We start from the raw sequence: 22,010 nt of genomic DNA, 5'->3' as shown, positions 1-22,010 counted from the left end.
CCCGCACCTCACCAGTAACATCCATCGGCGTCCGCCGATGCCTTCGCAATAAGCCATCTCTAGGCTATCGCGTCCAGGTGTGTGATCGCTGAGAAAGCGGTCAGACCATCAGCGCGAACGGTCGCTCGATCAACTGCTTGAGGCGCTGCAGGAAGCGGGCGGCTGGCGCGCCGTCCACCACGCGATGGTCAAAGGACAGGCTGAGCGTCATCACCGGCCGGGCGACGATGGCATCGTCGGTCACGACGGCTTTCCGGGTGATCCGTCCTACGCCCAGGATGGCTGCTTGAGGCAAGTTGATAATCGGCGTGAAGCCGTCCACCTCGAACATGCCGAGGTTGGTGATGGTGAACGTGCCGTCGCGCAGCTCATCGGGCGACACCCGGCCCTCCAGCGTCCGCGCGATCAGTTGATTCAGCTCGCGGTGAATTTGTGCCAACGGCTTTGCGCCGACATCGCGCAGCACAGGCACCAGCAGGCCGCGCGACGTGTCCACAGCCAGGCCGATGTGGATGCCGGAATGCCGCGCAACGCCCGGCTGTCCGGGATTGTCAGGCAGTGAATCCACCCAGCTCGCGTTCATGTACGGATGCTCCCGCAAGGCGCGGGCGCAAATGGCGACGAGCAAAGTGTTGTAGCTGATCTTCTCACCCAACTCGGCGCCGATCTGCTCGCGGGCGACGACGAAGTGCGCGGCATCGGCCTCGGTGAACAAGGTGACGTGCGGCGCGATCTGTGCGTTAGCTGCCAGGCGCTGCGCCGTGATGCGCCGCGCCGGCGACAGCGGCTGGTAATCGGCCGATGGCGATTGGGACGGCGCTGCCGGCGATCCATCCCCTTCCCCTTGCTCCGCGCCCGCGAACCGCTGTCCTTGCGCCGCGCGCTCGACGTCCTCGCGGGTGATGCGACCATCGGGGCCACTGCCAGACACGCGCGAGAGATCCACGCCGAGCTCGGCGGCCATGCGCTGCGCGACCGGCGTAGCGCGCGGCGTTTTGGGCGGTCGGCTCTGGGCCAACGACAGGACATCGCGCTCACGCACTGCGCCGTCTGGGCCGCTGCCGGCGACCTGCGCTAAATCCACACCCAACTCACCGGCGCGCAACCGTGCGCGCGGCGAAATTGGCCGGCGCTGCCGGTCAAGCGACGATGAGGACTCGCCATCATGCTTCACGCCGGCCAACCGATCGTCAGGAGTCGAGGTCAAAGCATCGGCAAGGGTGCGTGGTGCTTCAATCTGCGCGACGGGCGTCAAACACGGCACGGTTTGGCCCTCCGACACGAGGATTCTGACCAGCACCCCCGACTCCGGCGCTTCGTAATCAAGCGTGGATTTCTCGGTCTCGAACGTGAACAGCAGCTCACCTTTGTGCACGCAGTCGCCTTCGCGCTTGTGCCATTGCACGATGACGCCTTCGGTCATCGTCAGGCCGACCTTCGGCATTACGATATCCATACGCTATCGGGATCAAACCGGGGCAGGGCAGTCGCGCCGAAGCGCTTCGACGCGATGACGGGAATTTAATCCTCGTCGAAGCCTACAACGCTGTTGTCGCCGACGTTAAAGCGGCGCGGGCGACCGTGCAATACGGCATCGCGGCCGATCAGGGAATTGGCCAGCACATGATCCACCACCTCGGCGCCGGCTTCGACGATGCTCTCGCGCACCACGCTGCTCGCGATGTAGCATCCCTCGCCGATCGTCACGTGGGGCCCGATCACGCTGTTGATAATCTTTGCGGTGGGATGGATGTTGACCGGCGGCACAATGACGCACGCGCCGTTGCGCCACGCTTCGCTGTTGTCGTGGCCGTGCTGAAGCAGGTAGCGATTGGTCTCCAGAACCGTCTGCGATGTGCCGCAATCCAGCCAGACGCTCACGGCATGCGCGCGCAGCTTCGCCCCGCCCTCGATCATGATGTTGAAGGCGTCGGCAAGGAAGTACTCGTTCTTGGTCTTGATGCCGCGCCGTATGAGTTCCTCACAGGCCGCCATCAAGCGCTCCGCATCTTTCACGTAGTACATGCCGATCACCGCCAGCCGGTTCTCCATTGTGGCCGGTTTCTCGACGAAGCGCCGGATGTAGCCATCCGCGCCGACCTGCACCACGCCAAAGCGCCGCGGGTCTTCGACCTCTTTGACGTAGATCACGCCATCGCACGGTTCATCGGCCAACCGAGACAGGTCGGCATCAGCCAGCGTATCCACGAACACGATGAGTGTCGGCCCGCTCACCCGACCGCGTGCAAGCAAGATAGCCGGCGCTTGGCCGTTCAGCTCCTCCTGCTCCACATACTCGCCCCGCAGCGACGGGTAAGCTGTCTTCACGTAGTGCTCGATCTGTTCGCCCAGGTAGCCGACTACGAACACAACCTTGCCCACTTGGGATTCGTTGATTAACTTGTCCAGAATATGGCCGAGCACCGGCTTGCCGGCCACGCTGACCAGCGGCTTAGGTTTGGAGTACGTGTGCGGCCTCAGCCGCGTGCCGAATCCAGCGAGGGGGATGATGACATTCATCGTTCGTTTTGAGTCAGCGGTTAGAAGTCAGCACATACGGCCGGCTACGAAGACCGAGGCTGGCCGTGCCATTTCGGCTTCTGAAGGTGAAAGTCCGTCGTCTGTTGGAATACATGCGCCACTTCGAGCACGCGCTGTTCGCCGAACGCCGGGCCGATCAGTTGCAAGCCGACGGGCAAGCCATCGCGGTCAAAGCCACATGGGATGCTGATGCCACAAATGCCGGCGAGGCTGACGGGCAGGGTAAATACGTCGGCCAGATACATCTGGATGGGATCGTCTATCTTGGCGCCCAGCGGGAAAGCAGTCGTCGGTGATACCGGCGCAGCGATGATGTCCACGTGGCTAAAGGCCTGCTCGAAGTCGCGCTTGATCAGCGTACGCACCTTCTGGGCGCGGATGTAGTAAGCATCATAGTAGCCGGCGCTCAGGGCGTATGTGCCCAGCATGATGCGCCGCTTGACCTCTGCGCCAAAACCTGCGCCGCGTGTCTCCATATAAGTGGCGATCAGGTCGCGTCCCTGGACGCGCAAGCCGTATTTCACGCCATCAAAACGCGCAAGGTTGGCCGAAGCCTCGGCGGGCGCAATGATGTAATAGACCGGCAACCCCAGATGCGTGCGCGGCAGGTTGACCTCGCGCACCGACGCCCCCAGCGCCTGGAGATGAGCAATCGCCTCGCGCACGCGCTGCGCCACATCGGGCTGCATCCCATCGCCGAAATACTCGGCCGGCACGCCGACGCGCAGGCCGCGCAGCGAATCGCGCGACTGATCCAGCGACGCCACGTCAATCGGCTCAACTTCCACCGAAGTGGAGTCAAGCGGATCGCGCCCTTCCATGGCGCGGAGCATGATGGCCGCGTCACGCGCATCTTTGGTCAGCGCGCCTACCGTATCCAGCGAAGACGCAAACGCGATCAGGCCGTAGCGAGACACGCGCCCGTAGGAGTTCTTCAGGCCGGTCACGCCGCACAGCGCCGCCGGCTGGCGGATGCTGCCGCCCGTATCGGTGCCCAAAGCCGCGCAGCACAAGTCGGCTGCAACCGCTGCCGCCGACCCGCCCGACGAGCCGCCCGGCACGCGCGTTTCGTCCCATGGATTGCGCGTCGGACCAAAAGCCGAATTCTCCGTGGACGAGCCCATGGCGAACTCGTCGCAATTCAGCTTGCCGAGGAAGACCGCGCCCATCGCGCGCAGCCGGGCGACGGCCGTGGCATCCCAACTCGGCGTGTAGTTTGCGAGGATCTTTGAGCCGGCAGTGGTGCGCATGTCGCGCGTGGAGAGCACATCCTTGATCGCGATCGGCACACCTAACAGCGGCGTATCTTCGCCGCGCGCCATGCGCGCGTCGGCGTCGCCCGCCATCGCCAGCGCCGTCTCGTCCGCCACCGTCAAGTACGCGTTCAATCGCGGGTTGAGCGCGTGGATGCGCTCGAGAAACGCGCGCGTCAGCTCCACTGCCGAGACCTCGCGCCGTCGCAAGCGCTCACGGGCAGCATACACAGTAAGCATGGGAAGCAGCTTGCAGCGCAGACGCCGGGAATCGGTCGCGCAGCATGTCTAACCGAATGCCTGGCGTAGCCGGACCATCATTCGTCGTCGAAGGTGGCCGGCACCACGAAGCTCGCGCCGTCGGTGTCGGGCGCGTTGCGCAACGCATCCGCGCGCGGCAAGCCGGCGACCACCTCATCACCCTCGCGCATCACGCTGTGCACAGCCAACACTGTCGCCGTGGGCGGGATGCCCTCGACGTCTAGCTCAGCCAATTGTGCGGCGTAGTCCAAGATGGCAGAGAGTTGGCGCGCGTAGCGAGCCTGCTCGTCTTCGCGGAGCGCCAGCCGCGCAAGTCGGGCAATGCGCTCGACCTCAGCAACGGTGAGCATCAGGACGCGTCAACTTCGCCCTCGATAGCCGCGACGGGGCGCGGGGCGGCAATGCGCGGCGGCTCGAAGGTCGGCGGTTCGAGATCGCCCGCCATGTTGGTGTTGCCACGCAGGTAGGCGCCCTCGTGCAGCAGCATGCTGTTCACGTTCAGGTCACCCCACACCTTGCCGGTCTCGGTGATCTCGACCTTGTTGGCAGTGATGTTGCCTTTGACCTGGCCGGAAACGATGACGTTGTAGGCCTGGATCTCGGCAATCACGCGCGCCGATTCTGCGACGACTAGATTGCCGGTCGCCTGCAAGTTGCCCTCAAAGATACCCTCGATGCGGATGCCGCCGTCGCTCTGCAACGTGCCACTCATCCGGCAGTTCGGGCCGATGACGGTTTCGATCTTCGACGTCGTGTTCGCCACAATGGGGATAGTCTGAGCAGTCGCGTTCACCTGACTGCTCTGATAAGACGGTTGTGGTTGTTGCGGCTGTTGTGTTGCACTCTTATCCTTTCCAAACATAATGTTTCGCTGATCCTCCTCGCATCTGACAAATGAAACGATGCGTTGACGCAGGTATCCAGGTGTGTATGCGTCACTTGAGAAAGCTTTCCCACCACAAATGGGAAGGCTTGCGCATCATGGGCGGCACGACGATGACCTCACCATCTTTGCTCCAACGTGCTCGAACGCGCGCCCACTCCTCGGCGAACGCTTCGCTGCGGGCGTAACCGAGTGCGGCGCGCAAGCCGGCAAGTTTGGTCTCCGCGGCGTTCACTTCCTGTGTCATGCGCTCTACTTCGGCCCGCATGCGCGCTTCGGCCTGCAGGCGCGATGCGATGTTGAACGCCAACGGCAACGCCAGCAGCAGCGCACCGATCGAAAACCAGACCAGCAGGTGATTCACAGCGGGGGGCAAAGAGATCCGATCAAACCCGTGAGGCGCGTGCGATTGAGCCATGTCTGCCGATCCAGAGTTGAAGATGCCGAAGCCGGGACTTGAACCCGGATGAGGGAACCCTCACTACGCCCTGAACGTAGCGCGTCTGCCAATTCCGCCACTTCGGCTCAACACTTTGAATTATACACACATCCGCACGAGTCCGGCCAGGCGTCGCGATTGCAGTACGATTGCGCCGGTATGGAACTCCCACCCACCGAGTCGCGCAAGGCGCGCTGCCAGACCTTTCCCTCCGCCGGCGAACACGCCGCATTGTGGTACTTCCCCCAACTGACCGGCGGCACGCTGCGCGTGCTGCGCAACGCGTTGTGCATCTACGCCGCGCGCATCGCACCCGGCTTCGGCATCAAGCGCGCGCTGCTCCGGCTGACCGGCGCACAGATCGCCCCGCACGCTGCCATCGGCCTAGGCGTGACGCTGGACATCTTCTTCCCACAGGACATCACCATCGAAGACGACGCGACGGTGGGCTACAACACCACGATCCTGGCCCATGAGTTCATGCGCTACGAATGGCGGCGCGGGCCGGTGCGCATCTGCCGGGGCGCGACGATCGGCGCCAATTGCACCGTGTTGCCCGGCGTGATCGTCGGGGAGGGCGCGACGGTAAGCGCGATGAGCCTGGTCAATCGCGACGTGCCGCCCGGCGCCTTCGTCGGCGGCGTGCCGATTCGCCTGTTGCGCAAAAGCTGAACTCGTCGGATCGGCATTTTGGCATCTCCCCCGCAGGGCGATTAAACTCTACGTCAGAAACTTCAACAACGGAGGCTCATCATGCAACGCGTCGGCTTCATGCTCAAGGTCAAGCCGGATATGATCGAGGAATACAAGCGCCGCCACAACGCGGTTTGGCCGGAGATGCTGGACGCCCTACGCGAGACCGGCTGGCACAACTATTCGATCTTCATGCGCGACGACGGCACCCTGTTCTTCTACGTCGAGACGCCCGACTTTCAAGCTGCGCTGGACGGCATGGCGCGCAGGGAAGTGAACACGCGCTGGCAGGAATACATGAAGGACTTCTTCGAGGACACGGGCGGCAAGCACGCCGATCAGAGCTTCGTCATGTTGGAAGAGGTATTTCATCTGGACTGATGGCCGATGACCCAGTCCGCGATAGAGAAACGATGTCACACTACCAATATCTCGCCGACCAACTCGCATCCAAAGGCATTGACGTCGAGGCCGTAAAGGCGCGACTGAAGGCGCAGCGGATCGAGCTGCCCTCCTGGGGCTTCGCCAACACCGGCACGCGCTTCAAAACGTACGCTTGGCCCGGTGCGGCGCGCAACATCTACGAGAAGCTGGCCGACGCCGGTTTCGTCCACAGGCTGACCGGCGTGTGCCCCACCGTCGCCATTCACATCCCCTGGGACAAGGTGGACGACTGGGAGGCGCTGGCCGCATACGCTCAGGCACAAGGAATCTCCATCGGCGCGGTCAACACCAACACCTTCCAAGCCGACCGCTACAAATGGGGCAGCCTCACCCATGCCGATCCGGCCATTCGGCGCATCGCGCTCGAACATCACCTGGAATGCATCGAGATCGCCAAGCGCGTCGGCGGCTATGCGCTTAGCCTGTGGTATGGCGACGGCACCAACTACGCTGGTCAGGAATCGTTCGTCGAGCGCCGGCACCGCATGATCGCTTTCTTCAGGGAAGTGTATGCCGCTTTGCCCGGCAACATGCGGATGCTGATCGAATACAAACTCTATGAGCCGGCTTTCTATCACACCGACCTAGCCGACTGGGGACAGGCTTATGCGATATGTGCAAAGCTCGGCCCTCGGGCCCAGGTGCTTGTGGACCTGGGGCATCACGCGCACGGGGTGAACATCGAGCACATCGTCGCCACCCTGCTCGACGAGGGCAAGCTGGGCGGCTTTCATTTCAACAATCGCAAATACGGCGATGACGATCTGATCGTCGGCACGATCAACCCGCTGGAGTTGTTCCTGATCTTCAACGAGCTGGTCGCCGCCGGCGAAGCAGCCAAAGACGTGGCCTACATGATTGACCAGAGCCACGTGATCGAGCCGAAGATCGAGGCCATGGTGCATTCGGTGATCAACATCCAGATCGCCTACGCCAAAGCCTTGATCGTGGATCGCGCCACTTTGCGCGAGCGGCAAGCGGCGCACGACGTGCTGGGCGCACATCGCGTGCTGATGGACGCCTTCGAGACCGATGTGCGGCCGCTGCTGGCACAGGTGCGCACGGAAATGGGACTGCCCCCCGACCCGATCGCTGCGCTGCGCCAGAGCGGCTACGAGTCGAAGATCGCGGCCGAGCGCGGCACCAGCGCTGCTGCCGGCGGATACCCCGAAGGCGATTGAGCGCCTTTTCGCGCTTCATCGGCATAGACTACTCCGGCGCGCGCACGCCCGACACCGGCCTGCCCGGCCTGCGCGTGTACTTGGCCGAGGGCGACGCACCACCCGTCGAAGTACGCCCACCATCCGGCCGGCGCCGGCACTGGACGCGGCGCGGCATCGCCGAGTGGCTGGCCGAACGGCTGCGCCATGGACCGCCGGCGCTGGTTGGGATTGACCACGGCTTCTCTTTCCCGTTGCGGTACTTTCAGAAATACAAGCTGCCGCCGGACTGGGCGGCCTTCCTCGACGACTTTCACCGCCACTGGCCGACCGACGAGGACGACACCACCGTGGACTGGGTACGCGCAGGGGCGCGCGGCAACGGCGCGGCGCGCACGGGCGACCGGCGCTGGCGACGGCTGTGCGAAACCCGCGCCGGCTCAGCGAAATCGGTCTTCCACTTCGACGTGCAGGGCAGCGTCGCCAAGTCCACCCACGCCGGCCTGCCATGGCTGCGCTACCTGCGCCACCAGCTCGGCGCGCGCGTCCACTTCTGGCCGTTCGACGGCTGGGACGCGCCGCCCGGCCGCTCGCTCATCGTCGAGGTGTACCCCAGCCTGTGGCGCGCCGATTGGCCGAGCGACGGCCGCACGGCCGACCAACATGACGCCCACGTCGTGGCGATGTGGCTGCAGCAGGCTTCGCGCAACGGCACGCTCGACTTTCACCTGCATCCGGCGCTCACGCCGGAGGAGCGCGCCATCGCCGAGATCGAAGGATGGATCCTGGGGGTCGCGTGAGTCGAACCCGCCTACGCGCATTGCTCGTGGCACTTACCCATCCGCCTAGCACGGCGGCCAACGCCACTTCGCAAGCGCGATACACTCGCTGTTGGGAGCGGTGAGCCGGGAGAGGATGGAAGACGGAAGGCGCAAGCGTGCAACCCGTCACGCAAAAGAAACTCAACACGCAGTATGCCCAAGAACCTGTGGAACGACCATGACGCAGCAGGGTTGAGCCCGCTCGACCTGCTGGCCTACCGCTCGCGGTTACTGGCCGCCGACCGCAGCGTAGTCAACGTCTTCGGCGGCAACACCTCAGTCAAGTCTGTCGAGCGCGATCACTTGGGGCGCGAAGTCAATGTGCTTTGGGTGAAGGGGAGCGGCGCCGACATGGCCACCTGCACCGGCAAGGACTTCGCCGGCCTGAAGCTGGACGAGGTCTTACCGCTGATGGCGCGCGAGGCGATGAGCGACGAGGAGATGGTCGCCTATCTCACCCGGTGCCAGTTCGAGCCGAACCGCCCACGCCAGTCCATTGAGACGCTGCTGCATGCCTTTACGCCGCACCCCCACGTAGACCACACCCACCCTGACGCGATCATCGCGCTGGCCTGCGCCGAACGCGGCGAGGCCGCTGCGCGCGAGGTATTCGGCGCGCACATGATCTGGGTGCCGTATATGCGCCCCGGCTTTGCGCTGAGCAAGCACATCGCGCAGGCCGTGCGCGAGCAGCCGGAGGCGACCTGCGTCATCATGGGCAAGCACGGCCTGATCACCTGGGGCGAGGACGCCAAGCACAGCTATGCCAACACCATCGCGCACATCCAGCGCGCCGAGGATGCCCTGCGCGAGGCCGAGAAGCGCGTGTTTGGGCTGGCGCAGGTGAACAGGGCGCTGGAGCAGCTCACGGCGAGCGCCGGCAAGCACACCCGCGCGGCGATCGCCGCGGCGGTGATGCCAACGCTGCGCGGCGCGGTGACGGCGCAGCGCAAGGCCATCGTCACCTTCGATGATAGCGAGGAGGTACTGCGCTTCCTGACCTGCAAAGACGCCAAGGAACTCTCCCAGGTCGGCGCGGCCTGCCCTGACCACTTGGTGCATACCAAGCGCGTGCCGCTGTTCGTCGAATGGGACGGCAAGGACGTCGAGCAGCTCAAGACGGCGCTGAAGGAAGGCGTGGCGCGGTATATCGCGGAATACACGGACTACTTCAACCGCTTCAACCGAGACCCCGGCGTGAAGATGGCCGATCCGGCGCCGCGCGTGATCCTGGTGCCCGGCTTGGGCATGTTCAACACCGGCCGCGATGCTGCGCAGGCCGACGTCTCGCGCCAGCTTTACCACCGCGCCATCGCCGTCATGGCGCTGTGCACACGGGTAGATCGCTTCACCTCGTTGGACGAGAAGGAAACGTTCGACATCGAGTATTGGCCACTGGAGCTGTATAAGCTCACGCTGCGCCCGCCGGATCGCGAACTGGCCGGCCGCGTCGCGTTCATCACCGGCGCGGCCAGCGGCATCGGTCGCGCCACGGCCAAGCGGCTAGCGCAGGAAGGCGCGCACGTCGTGATCGCCGACATCAACCTGGCCGGCGCGCAGGAGGTCGCCGATGAGATCGTCCAAGCGCATGGGCTGAAGCGCGCCATCGCGGTCGCCTGCAACGTCACCAACGAAGAGGAGGTAATCGCCGCCTTCGCAAGTGCCTGCCGCGAATATGGCGGCGTGGACATCGTGGTGAACAACGCCGGCATCGCCACCAGCGCGCCGATCGAGGAGACCACACTGGCCGACTGGAACCGCAACATGGACATCCTGGCCACGGGTTACTTCCTGGTGGCGCGTGAGGCCTTCCGCGTGATGAAGCAACAAGGCCGCGGCGGCTCGATCATCTTCATCTGCAGCAAGAACAGCGTATACGCGGGCAAGAATGCCGCTGCGTACAGCGCGGCTAAAGCCGCCGAGCTCCACCTGGCGCGCTGCCTCGCCGAAGAGGGAGGCGCCGGCGGCATCCGCGTGAACAGTGTGTTGCCCGACGCCGTCCTCCAGGGCAGCGGCATCTGGAGCAGCCGGTGGCGCGAGGAACGCGCCAAGAACTACGGCATCAAGCCTGAAGAGCTGGAGGCCTATTACGCTGCGCGCACGACGCTGAAAGTCAACGTCTTCCCGGAAGACATCGCCGAAGCCGTGTTGTTCTTCGCTTCCGACCGCTCGCTCAAGACCACCGGCGCGATGCTGACCGTGGACGGCGGCGTGGCCGCGGCATACGGGAGATAAATGACGACGAACTACCGCCATGAAATCGTCGGCGTGTTCGGCGATCCGGTGGATGAGAATCCCGCCATCCTGATGTTCGAGGCCGCCTTCAAAGCCAAGGGGCTGCGGTGGCGTTACCAGAACTTCCACGTACGCGCGGAAGACCTGGGGGCAGCCATGGCCGGCATACGCGCGATGCGCTTCCGCGGCATCAACCTGACCCTCCCACACAAGATCGCGGGGCTGCGCTACCTCGACCGGATCACGCCGGAGGCTGCGCTCATCGGGGCGGTGAACACCATCGTGCGCGACGGCGATGCGCTGATCGGCGCGAACACCGATGGCAAGGGCTTCCTCATGGCGCTCAAGCTCAACGCCAACCTCGACCCCACCGGCAAGCGCGTGGTGGTGCTGGGCGCGGGCGGCGCAGCGCGCGCCATTGCAGTGGAGCTGGCGCTGGCCGGCGTGCGCCGCGTCACCATCGCCAATCGCACCGCGCAGCGCGGCGAGGCGCTCGCCCAACTCATCAACGATAAGACGTCTGCTCAAGCCGAGTTTGCGTGGTGGCGGGGTGATTACACGTTACCGGAAGACACCGACATCGTCGTCAACGCCACCGGCATCGGCTTGTTTCCGCACATGGATGACAAGCCCGGCGTGAACATGGACTCGATCAAACCCGGAATGCTGGTGTGCGACGTTGTGCCCCATCCGCCTCGCACGCGCTTCTTGATCGAGGCCACAGCCAAAGGGGCGAAGACGCTCGATGGGCTGGGCATGCTGGTGTATCAAGGCGCGATCGCGTTCACCATCTGGACCGGCCAGGACGCGCCGGTGGACGTGATGCGCCAAGCGCTGGCCGAAGTCTTCGCGTGAGTCCATCGAGTTAACCCAGTCGGTCAAGTCGGTCGAGTCCATCAGGTCGGACCGAATGACTGGATGACTCGATGCGACGCGAGGACTTGATAACCCACTCAACCAAAATATGGACACACTACGTGCAGTCCTCGTCGGCTGCGGCAAAATGAGCCGGGGGTGGCTGAGGACCATTACCACGATCGAAGGGCTGGCCGTCGCCGGCCTGGTGGATGTCGTCGAAGATGCCGCGCGGGCACGCAAAGATGAATTCGGGTTAGTGCATGCGCACACCGGCGACGACCTAGAAGCGATGCTCGCTCACGTCGAGCCGGACATCGTGTTCGACGTGAGCGTGCCTGAGGCGCATGCCCAGACAACGTTGACCGCGCTGCGACACGGTTGTCACGTGTTGGGTGAAAAGCCCATGGCGACCTCGATGGACGATGCGCGGCGGATGGTCGAAGCCGCGCATCGCGCCGGCAAGCTCTACGCTGTCATGCAGAACCGGCGCTACACTGCGCCCATCCGCCGCATGCGCGAGTTCCTGCGCAGCGGCGCGATCGGACCGCTCACCACGGTGAACTGCGACTTCTACATCGGCGCGCACTTCGGCGGCTTTCGCGATCACATGCCCCATGTCCTTCTGTTGGACATGGCCATCCACACCTTCGATCAGGCGCGCTTCCTAACCGGCTTGGATGCGGTGCGCGTCGCTTTCTGCAAAGAGTGGAACCCGCGCGGTTCATGGTACGACCGCGACGCCTCTGCCATTGCAGTTTTTGAGATGGGCGAGGGTGTGGTCTTCACCTATCGCGGCAGTTGGTGCGCCGAAGGGATGAACACGAGCTGGGAGGGCGATTGGCGCTTCGTCGGCGCGAACGGCAGCGCGACGTGGGATGGCGGCAACGGTTTCCGCGCCCAGACGCCGGCGGAGCGCAGCGGCCTGATCTATAAACAGCGCGATCTGGCACTACCCGAACCGGACATCGCCGGTTTGAGCGAGGGGCACGCCAGCGTGATCCGGCAGTTCGTGCATTGCGTGCGCGACGGCGGCGCGCCGGAAACTATCTGTACCGACAACATCAAAAGCTTGGCCATGGTATTCGGGGCCATCGAAGCAGCAACCATCGGACGGCAGATCATCATACAGATTTAACGCAACCTGTGCACAATGGCGGGGCGTGACAAGTGGGCAATTGATCAACTCGGCACACTACAGCGCCGATCACGCTACACCGCTTATAGTCAGCCGCCGAAGCGTGCGCTGGGTGGTTTTGCCGCGCTTGACAAGCGATTTGCACAAATCGCAAAGCGTGTGTAAAACATGGCGAGAACCGCGACGCTCAAAGCGGCGGTGGGCCATAAAACAGTTCATTTCTGGAGGGAACAGCTCATGAAATTCGCAAAGCGTATCTCGTTATTGATCCCTGCGCTGGCAATCGCGCTTTCCGCATGCGGCGCACCTGCTGCTGAAGTGGACAGGAACAGCGACTTCTTCCTGGCCCTTCCTCGCATAGAAGTCGCACTTGACGACAACGGCACACCTTCGATTGCAGGCTTAAGCCCCGAACTCCTCAACACACTCACCTTTGGGCAACTCGACCTGAATCAATTCGCCATCGGCAAGGACTGGGTGGACTATCTGAAGAGCACTGGCGTCCAGCACATCGAATTGGCCTTTCATGGCAAGGGCGCATTCATCTACGCTAACGGCAAACAACTGCCGTCCATTAGGCTGAGCGAAGAATCGGTGTCGAACATCGGTGACGTGGCCGAGAGTATGACGTCCATCTTCGCCCCGGGATTCGAAGGCTACGCCGCGTTGGCGAAGCGCTTCCTGCCTTTGGCCCGCAGCCTGGGTCTGGGCTTGGTGATCCGCGTGCCGAGCACCGGCGCGCCGGAGATCCCGCTGCGCGATCCGAAGGCACCCGCGCTGGCCGCGCCTGCGACGCCGGGCGAAGATTCGGTGCTGATTCGCGTCGTGATTGATTACGATCAAAACGGCGTGCCGTCGGTCGCCGGCGTCTCCGCCACGGAGCTCGAGCAGATGTTCGGCCTCAACCTGACCACGGTCAAACTCGATCCGAACTTCGTCCGCGCGTTGATCGATCGCGGCGTCCAGCACATCTCGATGCGCAGCGAAGGTGATGGCTTGGCGCTAGCCTTCAACGACAAGCCGCTCCCCAACTTGGTGTGCGATGAAAACTGCTTAAAGAACACGTCTGAGGTGATCGTCGCCCTCAACACGTATCCGGAGTTCAGCCAGATCAACACGCTGGTTGAGAAGTTCGGCCCGACGCTGGCGAGCGTGAATGCCGAAATCGCGCTGCGCTTCCCGCCCGCGCCCGGCGCGCAGAGGATTCCGCTGCCCTTTGCATCGGGGAATTAGTCGCATTCGAGGGCGAAAGGGGTTACACCTATGAACGTACCGCGAAGATACGGCGGGCTAAGAGTCTTGGGGACGATCCTCATCGTTGCGGGCATCGTCGTGCTCGTCTTGGGGCTGGTCAGCGGCCTGGTCTTGCTGACGGGTAACTTCTGGCCCGGCTACAACCAAGGCTTCAACATGGTCGGCTGGGGACCGGTTCTTGTGGGCCTGGCAAACGGCATTCCGCTGCTCGCATTCGGCGCCGTGCTGCGCTTACTCACCGATGTCGAGTACAACTCACGGGCCACCCTGCAAGTGGCCGAGCAGAGCCGCAAGTCGGCCGAGGCGGCGGTGAAGAACAGCGAGATGCTGATGAAGAACACCGAGACGCTGATGCGCAACACCGAGGCAGCCGTTCGCAACACGGAGACAGCGCTGAAAAGCGTTGGGAGCGCGCTGGCTCCTGCAGCCGCCGCAGTATCTGGAGCGATGGAATCATCAGCCGGTGCCGCGACGAAGGAAGCAGGAGCTAACGCCTAGGCAATGGCAGCAAGGACGTGACAGAGCGCAGCCGCAAAACGTCACCTTGTTGTTGCCCAAAAGCCAGGCGACGGCCCACTCATTAGCCTGTCGCACCGAAAAGCGGGCGTCCCGATGAGGAACGCCCGCTTTTTGTTTCTCGACATTGGCGAACGCATCGCGGTCAACGCGTAGGCTTTTCGCGCTCACCTCAAAGCGCAGCTTATCATCCACACCCACACCGCTACAACCTAGACATGCTTCAACGGCTTCGTCTTTAACGAAGGCCGGGCACGCCGGAGTTGCCGGGCGAAGGCATGCGTTTCTTCCGACTGATCGCCGCGCGCCATAAAGGCTGCATCCAGACGATCGAGGTGCTGAACGAGACCAACCTCGACCGCGAGTGGGTGGTGTTGTCCGGTGAACTGCGCGCGGCGGACTACGTCGCGTTCCTGCGCAAGGTGCCCCCGGTGCTGTGCAGCATAGATCGCCGGCTGAATCATGGCCGCGCCCTTGCCGGCCGGCGCAAACATCATCTCGAAGACTACGGGCGCGCCGGTGGGCTGAACTGGGTAGATTGCATCGGCGTGCACTTGAACGGCTACAACATGCCGCCGGACAAGCGCTGGAATGAAGGCTACGACGACCCGACGGCGCGCTTTCGCGGGCCGTTCGACAACCCGCATCACTCCTGGTCGTTCATCAGCACCATTGAGGGTTACCGTCAGCGCACCAACAAGCCCATGTGCGTGACCGAGCCTGGAACTCGCTGGCCATCCGCATGTCCACGATCTGGTTGGCAAGCTCGGGGCCGATCACGCGCGCGCCCATGGTGATGATCTGCGCATTGTTGCTCTTGTGCGCGCGCTCGGCGGAATAGGTATCGCGCGCCTGCGCGGCGCACACGCCCGGCGCCTTATTTGCCGTAATTGCCATGCCGATGCCCGTGCCGCAGATCAGGATGCCGCGCTCATATTTTCGCGCTGCAATATCCCGGGCCAACATTACCGCACCGCTCAATCGGGATAATCCACTGGATCGGGCGTACTGGGGCCGTAATCCACTACCTCAACGCCCTGCGCTTCGAGATGCTTCTTGATGATCTCTTTCAACGGATAACCAGCATCGCCCGCGCCGATGGCCACTTTGGCTCTCGCACGTTCGCTCATTGTCACTCCTCCCGATACGGGCGGGTCAAATCACCCGCTCATTGCCGCCATCAATGGGGATTTGCGCGCCGGTAGTTTTGGCAAAAACAGGGCCGCACAGCTCAGCGACCAGTTCCGCAACGTCGCGGCTGGTCACCTCCGCTCCCAGCACGTTGTTGCGCTTGTACTGCTCGACGGTCATCCCATAGCTCTGTGCGCGCACGGACAGCACCTCATCCGTCCAGATGCCGGTGTCGAACACTGCGTTCGGGTGGACGACGTTCACGCGGATGCCGTCGCTGCCCCACTCCAGCGCAGCCACGCGCGCTAGCTGCGTCAGCGCAGCTTTCGATGCCGAGTAAGCGGCTGCGCCCGGCCCCGGCGCCGGCACGTTCTTCGAGCCGACCACCACCACACGCCCACCACGTGGCGCCAGTTTTAGCAGCGGATGCGCTTCGCGCATCAGCATCGCGTTGGCATCAAGGTTGATGCGCAACGCGCGCGACCAGGTCTGCGCCTCCAGCGCGGCGATACGCTGGCTGGCCGGGAAGATGCCGGCGTTGAGCACTAACATATCCAGCCCGCCATAGCGCCGCGCTGTACGTTCCAGCGCATCGCGCAACGCCGCTTCGTCGCTCACGTCGGCGTGGATTCCCAAAAACTCCGGTTGTGGAAAGAGGCTTTCGATGGCCGGAGCGATGTCGAGGCCAACCACGGCTGCGCCGCGCTTCAGCAATGCCTGGGCGCATGCCCTGCCGATGCCGGAAGCCGCGCCGGTCACCAACGCCACTTCGCCGGTGAACATCTGCGGCGCCGGCATGCGTTTAAGCTTGGCCTGCTCCAGATCCCAATACTCCACGCGAAACAGTTCCGCCTCCGGCAGCGCACACCATCCACCCAGCGACTCTGCGCGCAGGATGACGTCAATCGTTTGCGCATAGATCTCAGCGGCGACAGTCGCGTCTTTCACACTGCGACCGGCGGTCGCCATCCCCAACTCCGGGTCGAGGATCACACGCGGCGCCGGGTCAAGCATGGCGAGCGGCTGCGACAATGCCGCGCTGTGACGGGCAAAATAGGCCTCATATTCGGCGCGATACGTCGCCACGTCGCGACCGATTAACGGCAGGCGCTTGGTGCGAATGACGTGATCGGGCGTGACCGGGCCGCGCCGTGCAATGGACGCTACGTCGGAGCGCCGAGCAAAGCCCAGGGATTTGTCATCGTCATGCGTGGTCAGGATCATCGGCGCACCGGCTGCCTCAGACACAGCACGGCGTAATTCAGCCAACACCACACGCGTGGGCCGGTCGCTCCGCTGCGCCGGTGGGAAGGTCACGCGCCACTGGCCATGCTGCGCGATGTATTCCTCCGCCTGCGTCACCAGATCAATCATTCGCGTGTAAGCCTGTCGCGCCGTATCGCCAAAGGTGACCAGCCCATGATGCATCAGCACAATGCCGATGAGGTCATCTTTATGAGCGCACGCATCAAACCGCTCGGCGCACAGCTTGGCCAGTGTGAAGCCCGGCATGACGTAGGGCACAATCAGCACGACGTCGCCGTATAGCTCGCGCACGCGGCGTTCGCCGTCGGGAGTGTTGGTGATGGCGAGCAGCGCATCGGCGTGCGTGTGATCAACGAACTTGTAGGGCAAGATCGCGTGCAAGACGGCTTCGACGGAAGGCGCGGGCGCGCCGGGTTCGATGGCGTAGCTGCGCAACAGGCGCATCATCTCGGTGTCGGCGAGCTGGGACAATGCGGCCAGCCGCGCCGTTGGCCGCAGGCGCAACGGCGTGAAGCCGGTCGCTTCAATCGTCGCCAGGTCCCCACCGCTGCCCTTGACGTAGAGGATGTCTTCCTCTTCGCCGAAGACATCCCGCACGCGCGTTTTCACCGAGGTGTTGCCGCCACCGTGTAACACCAGCGTCGGCTCGCGTCCGAGCAAACGCGATGTATAGACGCGCTGGGCCAGGTCGCCAACGAAAGTTGCCGCTTCCGCATCGTTCCAGAGATTTTGCATTGCTTAATCCAGTGCCGCCAGTGCGTTGGTCAACACGGCAACGAAGCTATCTACGTTCCAGCCGGCGCGCCCGACGCCCATCCCACTCGACTGCGGCAGGCGCGCATATCGGGCACAATTCGTCGCGTCCACGCTGCCGCCATAGAGGATGGGGACGTGCTCACCCGCTGCGCCGAAAAGTTCACGCAGCACGCGCCGGATGTTACCGAATGCTACGCTCACGTAGTCCGGGTCAGCCGCCACACCGCCTTCGCCGACCGACCACAGCGGCTCGTAAAGCACCTGTAAATCGCCGGGGGTTGCCAGCCCACAAAGTGCCAGCTTCAATTGCTGCGACACATATTCTGTGCCTGCGCCGGCGGCCTTGACGGCGACCGGTTCGCCTACACACAACATGACGCCCAGGTTGTGACGGACGGCAGCCAGCACCTTCTGGTTCAACACCGCGTCGGTCTCGCCGAATAACGTGCGGCGCTCGGCGTGGCCGAGCATGACGAACTCGGCCCCACAGGCCTTGAGCATGAGCGGCGAAATCTCGCCGGTGAACGCGCCTTCATCCGCCCAGTGCATGTTTTGCGCGCCGATGCGGATGCCGGAGCCGTGCGCGGCTTCCGCTGCCACGGCAGTGGATGTGAACGGGGGAATCACCCACAAGCGTGCACGCTCGATCTTCGGCACGCGCGCGACGCGCTCGCGCAGCATCTGCAAGAACTCCCGCGTCTGCTGCGGCGTTTGGTGCATCTTCAAGTTCACGCCGAAGAGAAACACCGCGCAGGATGCTCGGTCCGCACAAGCGCAGTCTCAACGTTCTGCCGCCTCGCCGCTGTGCGGCTGAAGCACCGGTGCAGGCCAAACGTGGCTCCACAAGATAAACGCCAGCGTCGAGATGAGCAGCAACAGGAAGCCTGGCTCCATAAGGGCCAAGGCGACGGGCTGGAACATCATCACGATGCCGAGCACCATGCCGCTGATGATGACGCTCATCACCCCACTGTAGCGTCGGTTAGGCACCTTGCCTCCCAGCCGCTTCTCGGCAATCTGGATCAGCCGGATGAACAAACCGAGGATGATAAAGAATCCAACAATGAAGATGAGGAATTGCAGCGTGGGGTTCATCAGAACGCCTCAATTGAGCGACAGCCGGCGGCCGGTCTTCCGGTCGAAGAAGTGCAACCGTTCGCGCACGATGCGATAGCGCACCTCGCTACCGATGCTGAAGTCGGCGATGCCGCTCACGGTGCTGAGCAGGCTCTGCCGGCCCGACCGGATATGCACGATGGTCTCTACGCCCAACGGCTCGAGCAGGGTAATCTGTCCGCTCAAGTCTCCGTCGGGGGTGATCTGCACGTCCTCCGGCCGGAAGCCGAGCGTGAAGGATTCCGGCAGCCCGACATGCATCGGCGCCGGCAGTTGAATTGTGCTGTCGGGCACGCGAATCATCCCGTCGGCGCGCGCCGCATTATACAGGTTGATGCGCGGCACACCGACCAGCTTGGCCACGAACGTGGTGGCGGGGAAGTCATAGATCTCGCGCGGTGTGCCCACCTGTACCAGCACGCCCTCGCGCAACACGCCGACGCGGTCGGCCAAGGTCATCGCCTCGATCTGGTCGTGGGTGACGAACAAGGTGGTGCTGTGCGCTTCGCGCTGCAGCCGGTTCAGCTCGATGCGCAGCGCCTCGCGCAGCTTGGCGTCCAGGTTGGACAGCGGCTCGTCCATCAGAAAGATCTTGGGCCGGCGCACCAGCGCGCGGCCTAGCGCCACACGCTGCATCTCGCCGCCGGATAGGTTGCGTGTGGAGCGCTGAAGCAGATGAGTGATGCGCACGCGCTCGGCGGCTTCATGCACGCGCTGTTTGATCTCGGCCTCGCTCAAGTTGCGGCCCGGCGCGCGCAGCGGGAAGGCCAGATTGTCGTACACCGACATCGTCGGATAGAGCGAGTAATACTGGAAGACGAAAGCGGTATCGCGCTCGGCCGGCGTCACGTCATTGACCGGCACGCCGTCGAAAAGCACCTCGCCCGCGTCTTGCTTCTCCAGGCCGGCGATCACGCGCAGCGTGGTGGTCTTGCCTGCGCCGGTCTGACCCAGCAGCACGAAGAACTCGCCGTCCTTCACGGTAAAGCTCACATCGTTCAGCGCGGTGACGGAGCCGAATTTCTTGGTGATATGGCTTAGCTCAACGGTTGCCACGGCTGATCTCGAGAATCATCAATTGCGATTCGTGATTGGAACCGCCCGCTCATTCTTCGGGTCGAAAAAGCGCACCATAGACGGATTGAGGTCGAAGCGCATGGTCTCCCCGACGGTAAAGTGTGCGTCACGGCTGACGCGCGCATGAATCGAATGATCGTCGCCCATCTCCAATACCAGCATCGTATACGCGCCGTGCAAATCCACCGAATATACGGTGGCAGCCAGTTGTCCGTTCGGGTGGATGTGCACCGCTTCCGGCCGAAAGCCGACGATGACGCCGCTGCTGGACAACCCACGGTTGAGCGCCTCTGGCCAGTCGGGCGGCGGCGTATAGCGATTGCCGCCGGGCAACGTCGCGACGCCGTCGGCCCAATGGCCTTTCACCAAGTTCATGCCCGGGCTGCCGATGAATTGCGCCACGAACAGGTTGCTGGGGGTGTGATACACCTCGGCCGGCGTGCCGACTTGTTGCACCACGCCTTGGCTCATCACCACGATGCGGTCAGCCATCGCCATCGCCTCGATCTGGTCGTGTGTGACATAGACGGTGGTCGCGTTTTGCAGAATGTGCAGGCGCTTGATCTCCGAACGCATCGTCTCACGGAAGTCGGCGTCGAGCGCGCCGAGCGGCTCGTCCATCAGGAAGCACGACGGGCGGCGCACCAGCGCGCGCGCCAGCGCGATGCGCTGTTGGTCGCCGCTGCTGAGCGCGCCGGGGCGCGATTTGAGCAGCGGCTCGATTTGCAACAGTTCGGCCACTTCCTTCACGCGCCGCTGGATATTCTCTCGGCGCTCACCTTCGGCTTGTAGGGGGAAGGCGATGTTCTCCCAGGCCGTTAGATGCGGGTAGAGCGCGAAGAACTGGAAGACCATGGCCACGTCGCGCTGGCTCGGCTTCAGCCAGGTGACGTCCTGGCCGTTGAGGATGATCCTGCCACCGCTCACCGTCTCCAGGCCGGCGATCATGCGCAGCGTTGTGGTCTTGCCGCAGCCCGATGGGCCGAGCAGCGCCACGAATTCGCCGTTCTTGATGCAAAGATCGAGCGGCCGGACGGCATACTGCTCCCCGAATCGCTTCTCGACTTGCCGGAGTTCGATGTCTGCCATAAGCTCACTCCCTACTTCCGACTTCCCATTACCGAGCGGGCAGTCGGGAGTCGGTCATTCATTTCCTCAGGGCACCGAACGTCACGCCGCGCAGCAGATAGTCACGCAGGGCAAACGTCACGATGATCACCGGGACGAGGAAGCCGAGCGTGCCGGCGGCGATGGCCGACCACTCGATGCCGCCGGTGCCGAGCACGGTTGGAATGCTGGGCGGCGCAGTGCGGGCGCGCTCGCTCGTCAGCATCAGCGCAAAGGCGTATTCGTTCCAGGCGAAGATCAGGCAAAACACGAAAGTGGCAGCGATGCCGGTGATCGCCTGCGGCAACACCACCTTGCGGAAGGCTTGCAGGCGGCTGTAGCCGTCCACCAGCGCAGCTTCCTCGTATTCCCGTGGGATCTCGTCAATGAAGCCCTTGAGCAGCCACACCGCGAACGACAGGTTGAACACCGTGTAGAGCAGGATCAAACCCAGGTGCGTATCGTAGAGCCTGAGCTGCTGATACATCAAGAAGATCGGGATGGTGACGACCACCGGCGGCAACATGCGTGTGCTGAGGATGAAGAAGAGCAAGTCACCCTTGCCGGGCACGTTGAACCGGCTGAAGGCATACGCTGCCAGCACGCCGAGCAGCACCGAGAGCACCGTCGAAGCACTGGCGACGATGACCGAGTTCAGAAGGCGCTGGCCGTACTGGCTCGGTCCGGTGATGCGCTGGCCGCGCTCGGCCATGATGCGCTCGGCAAAGTTGAGGTCGGTGCGCTGCTTGTATTCCTCCATCATGCCTGGCGGCAACAGCACGCGCTTGGTGAGTAGGCTGATGAAGCCCTCGATCGTCGGTGTGAAGAACACCTTCGGCGGGATTGCCACGACATCAGGGCGCGACTTGAACGCTGCGGTCACCATCCAAAACACCGGGATCAGGCTGATCGTGGCGTAGAGCACAACGACGGCGATGCGCAGCGCACGTGTGAACTGATAGCGCGCGCCTACTTTGTCCACGCGCGTGGCATAGGTGATCGGAGCGCTGGTTGTTGAAACGGCCATAGCGTTGAACCATCCATCGTCAATCCCGACACAGGCG

General features: G+C 63.4%; 21 protein-coding genes, 1 tRNA gene and 1 pseudogene. 9 read left to right on the top strand and 14 right to left on the bottom strand.

Annotated features, from left to right (window positions below; genetic code table 11):
- Positions 1–100: 100 nt before the first annotated feature.
- The 7 genes from GXH28_RS00360 to GXH28_RS00330 all read right to left on the bottom strand — a co-directional run bounded on the left by GXH28_RS00360 (position 101) and on the right by GXH28_RS00330 (position 5,463).
- Positions 101–1,456: a dihydrolipoamide acetyltransferase family protein gene (locus tag GXH28_RS00360; protein WP_169237013.1), complete on the bottom strand. Its 1,356-nt coding sequence runs from the start codon at positions 1,454–1,456 to the stop codon at positions 101–103.
- A gap of 65 nt (positions 1,457–1,521) precedes the next feature.
- A complete protein-coding gene (locus tag GXH28_RS00355) occupies positions 1,522–2,520 on the bottom strand; it encodes a sugar phosphate nucleotidyltransferase (protein WP_169237012.1) in 999 nt (332 codons plus the stop codon).
- A gap of 44 nt (positions 2,521–2,564) precedes the next feature.
- On the bottom strand, positions 2,565–4,034 hold the full coding sequence (gatA, locus tag GXH28_RS00350; RefSeq protein ID WP_169237011.1) for an Asp-tRNA(Asn)/Glu-tRNA(Gln) amidotransferase subunit GatA: 1,470 nt from the start codon (positions 4,032–4,034) through the stop codon (positions 2,565–2,567).
- 77 nt (positions 4,035–4,111) lie between these two features.
- Positions 4,112–4,405: an Asp-tRNA(Asn)/Glu-tRNA(Gln) amidotransferase subunit GatC gene (gene gatC / locus GXH28_RS00345; RefSeq protein ID WP_169237010.1), complete on the bottom strand. Its 294-nt coding sequence runs from the start codon at positions 4,403–4,405 to the stop codon at positions 4,112–4,114.
- Positions 4,405–4,848 carry a polymer-forming cytoskeletal protein gene (locus GXH28_RS00340; RefSeq protein ID WP_169237009.1) on the bottom strand — a complete coding sequence of 148 codons (444 nt, stop codon included), beginning with the start codon at positions 4,846–4,848 and terminating at the stop codon, positions 4,405–4,407. The genes gatC and GXH28_RS00340 overlap by 1 nt, the downstream gene beginning before the upstream one ends.
- A gap of 142 nt (positions 4,849–4,990) precedes the next feature.
- On the bottom strand, positions 4,991–5,314 hold the full coding sequence (locus GXH28_RS00335) for a hypothetical protein (protein WP_169237008.1): 324 nt from the start codon (positions 5,312–5,314) through the stop codon (positions 4,991–4,993).
- A gap of 65 nt (positions 5,315–5,379) precedes the next feature.
- Positions 5,380–5,463 (bottom strand) — tRNA-Leu (locus GXH28_RS00330).
- A gap of 73 nt (positions 5,464–5,536) precedes the next feature.
- On the opposite strand from GXH28_RS00330, the gene GXH28_RS00325 reads away from it, so the two are divergent.
- The 9 genes from GXH28_RS00325 (at position 5,537) to GXH28_RS00285 (ending at position 14,475) form a co-directional block, all read left to right on the top strand.
- Positions 5,537–6,049, top strand: coding sequence for an acyltransferase (locus tag GXH28_RS00325; RefSeq protein ID WP_169237007.1), 513 nt, complete (start codon positions 5,537–5,539; stop codon positions 6,047–6,049).
- Positions 6,050–6,130: 81 nt separating this feature from the next.
- Entirely contained in the window at positions 6,131–6,451 is a 321-nt protein-coding gene (locus tag GXH28_RS00320) for an L-rhamnose mutarotase (RefSeq protein ID WP_169237006.1), read from the top strand.
- Positions 6,452–6,483: 32 nt separating this feature from the next.
- Positions 6,484–7,695 carry an L-rhamnose isomerase gene (gene rhaI / locus GXH28_RS00315; RefSeq protein ID WP_169237005.1) on the top strand — a complete coding sequence of 404 codons (1,212 nt, stop codon included), beginning with the start codon at positions 6,484–6,486 and terminating at the stop codon, positions 7,693–7,695.
- A complete protein-coding gene (locus GXH28_RS00310; RefSeq protein WP_169237004.1) occupies positions 7,692–8,474 on the top strand; it encodes a hypothetical protein in 783 nt (260 codons plus the stop codon). Before rhaI ends, GXH28_RS00310 begins: the two co-directional genes overlap by 4 nt.
- 174 nt (positions 8,475–8,648) lie before the next feature.
- Complete coding sequence (locus GXH28_RS00305) at positions 8,649–10,730, top strand: bifunctional aldolase/short-chain dehydrogenase (protein ID WP_169237003.1); 2,082 nt, start codon at positions 8,649–8,651, stop codon at positions 10,728–10,730.
- Complete coding sequence (gene aroE, locus GXH28_RS00300; RefSeq protein ID WP_169237002.1) at positions 10,731–11,585, top strand: shikimate dehydrogenase; 855 nt, start codon at positions 10,731–10,733, stop codon at positions 11,583–11,585.
- Positions 11,586–11,694: 109 nt separating this feature from the next.
- Positions 11,695–12,723, top strand: a complete 1,029-nt coding sequence (locus GXH28_RS00295) for a Gfo/Idh/MocA family protein (protein ID WP_169237001.1) — start codon at positions 11,695–11,697, stop codon at positions 12,721–12,723.
- A 237-nt stretch (positions 12,724–12,960) separates the two neighbouring features.
- The gene (locus GXH28_RS00290) at positions 12,961–13,956 is read left to right on the top strand and encodes a hypothetical protein (protein ID WP_169237000.1); all 996 of its coding nucleotides are present in this window, start codon (positions 12,961–12,963) and stop codon (positions 13,954–13,956) included.
- Between the two features lie 66 nt (positions 13,957–14,022).
- The gene (locus GXH28_RS00285; protein WP_169236999.1) at positions 14,023–14,475 is read left to right on the top strand and encodes a hypothetical protein; all 453 of its coding nucleotides are present in this window, start codon (positions 14,023–14,025) and stop codon (positions 14,473–14,475) included.
- 681 nt (positions 14,476–15,156) lie between these two features.
- On the opposite strand, the pseudogene GXH28_RS16100 reads toward GXH28_RS00285, so the two are convergent.
- The 7 genes and pseudogenes from GXH28_RS16100 to GXH28_RS00240 all read right to left on the bottom strand — a co-directional run bounded on the left by GXH28_RS16100 (position 15,157) and on the right by GXH28_RS00240 (position 21,973).
- Positions 15,157–15,623, bottom strand: a pseudogene (locus tag GXH28_RS16100) (RpiB/LacA/LacB family sugar-phosphate isomerase).
- Positions 15,624–15,648: 25 nt separating this feature from the next.
- Positions 15,649–17,625 carry a bifunctional aldolase/short-chain dehydrogenase gene (locus tag GXH28_RS00265; protein ID WP_169236996.1) on the bottom strand — a complete coding sequence of 659 codons (1,977 nt, stop codon included), beginning with the start codon at positions 17,623–17,625 and terminating at the stop codon, positions 15,649–15,651.
- A gap of 3 nt (positions 17,626–17,628) precedes the next feature.
- A complete protein-coding gene (locus GXH28_RS00260; RefSeq protein WP_169236995.1) occupies positions 17,629–18,393 on the bottom strand; it encodes a triose-phosphate isomerase family protein in 765 nt (254 codons plus the stop codon).
- A 33-nt stretch (positions 18,394–18,426) separates the two neighbouring features.
- Entirely contained in the window at positions 18,427–18,741 is a 315-nt protein-coding gene (locus tag GXH28_RS00255) for a hypothetical protein (protein ID WP_169236994.1), read from the bottom strand.
- Positions 18,742–18,750: 9 nt separating this feature from the next.
- The gene (locus GXH28_RS00250) at positions 18,751–19,818 is read right to left on the bottom strand and encodes an ATP-binding cassette domain-containing protein (protein ID WP_169236993.1); all 1,068 of its coding nucleotides are present in this window, start codon (positions 19,816–19,818) and stop codon (positions 18,751–18,753) included.
- An 18-nt stretch (positions 19,819–19,836) separates the two neighbouring features.
- Positions 19,837–20,928, bottom strand: a complete 1,092-nt coding sequence (locus GXH28_RS00245; RefSeq protein WP_169236992.1) for an ABC transporter ATP-binding protein — start codon at positions 20,926–20,928, stop codon at positions 19,837–19,839.
- Positions 20,929–20,986: 58 nt separating this feature from the next.
- Positions 20,987–21,973 (bottom strand): carbohydrate ABC transporter permease, encoded by a 987-nt coding sequence (locus tag GXH28_RS00240; RefSeq protein ID WP_169236991.1) that lies wholly within the window; start codon positions 21,971–21,973, stop codon positions 20,987–20,989.
- Between the last annotated feature and the right edge of the window lie 37 nt (positions 21,974–22,010).

The sequence above is a fragment of the Candidatus Roseilinea sp. NK_OTU-006 genome (assembly GCF_012931985.1).
Classification (GTDB): domain Bacteria; phylum Chloroflexota; class Anaerolineae; order J036; family Brachytrichaceae; genus JAAFGM01.
Note: the sequence above shows the minus strand (reverse complement) of the source record. Positions and strands in the feature narration are given on the sequence as shown.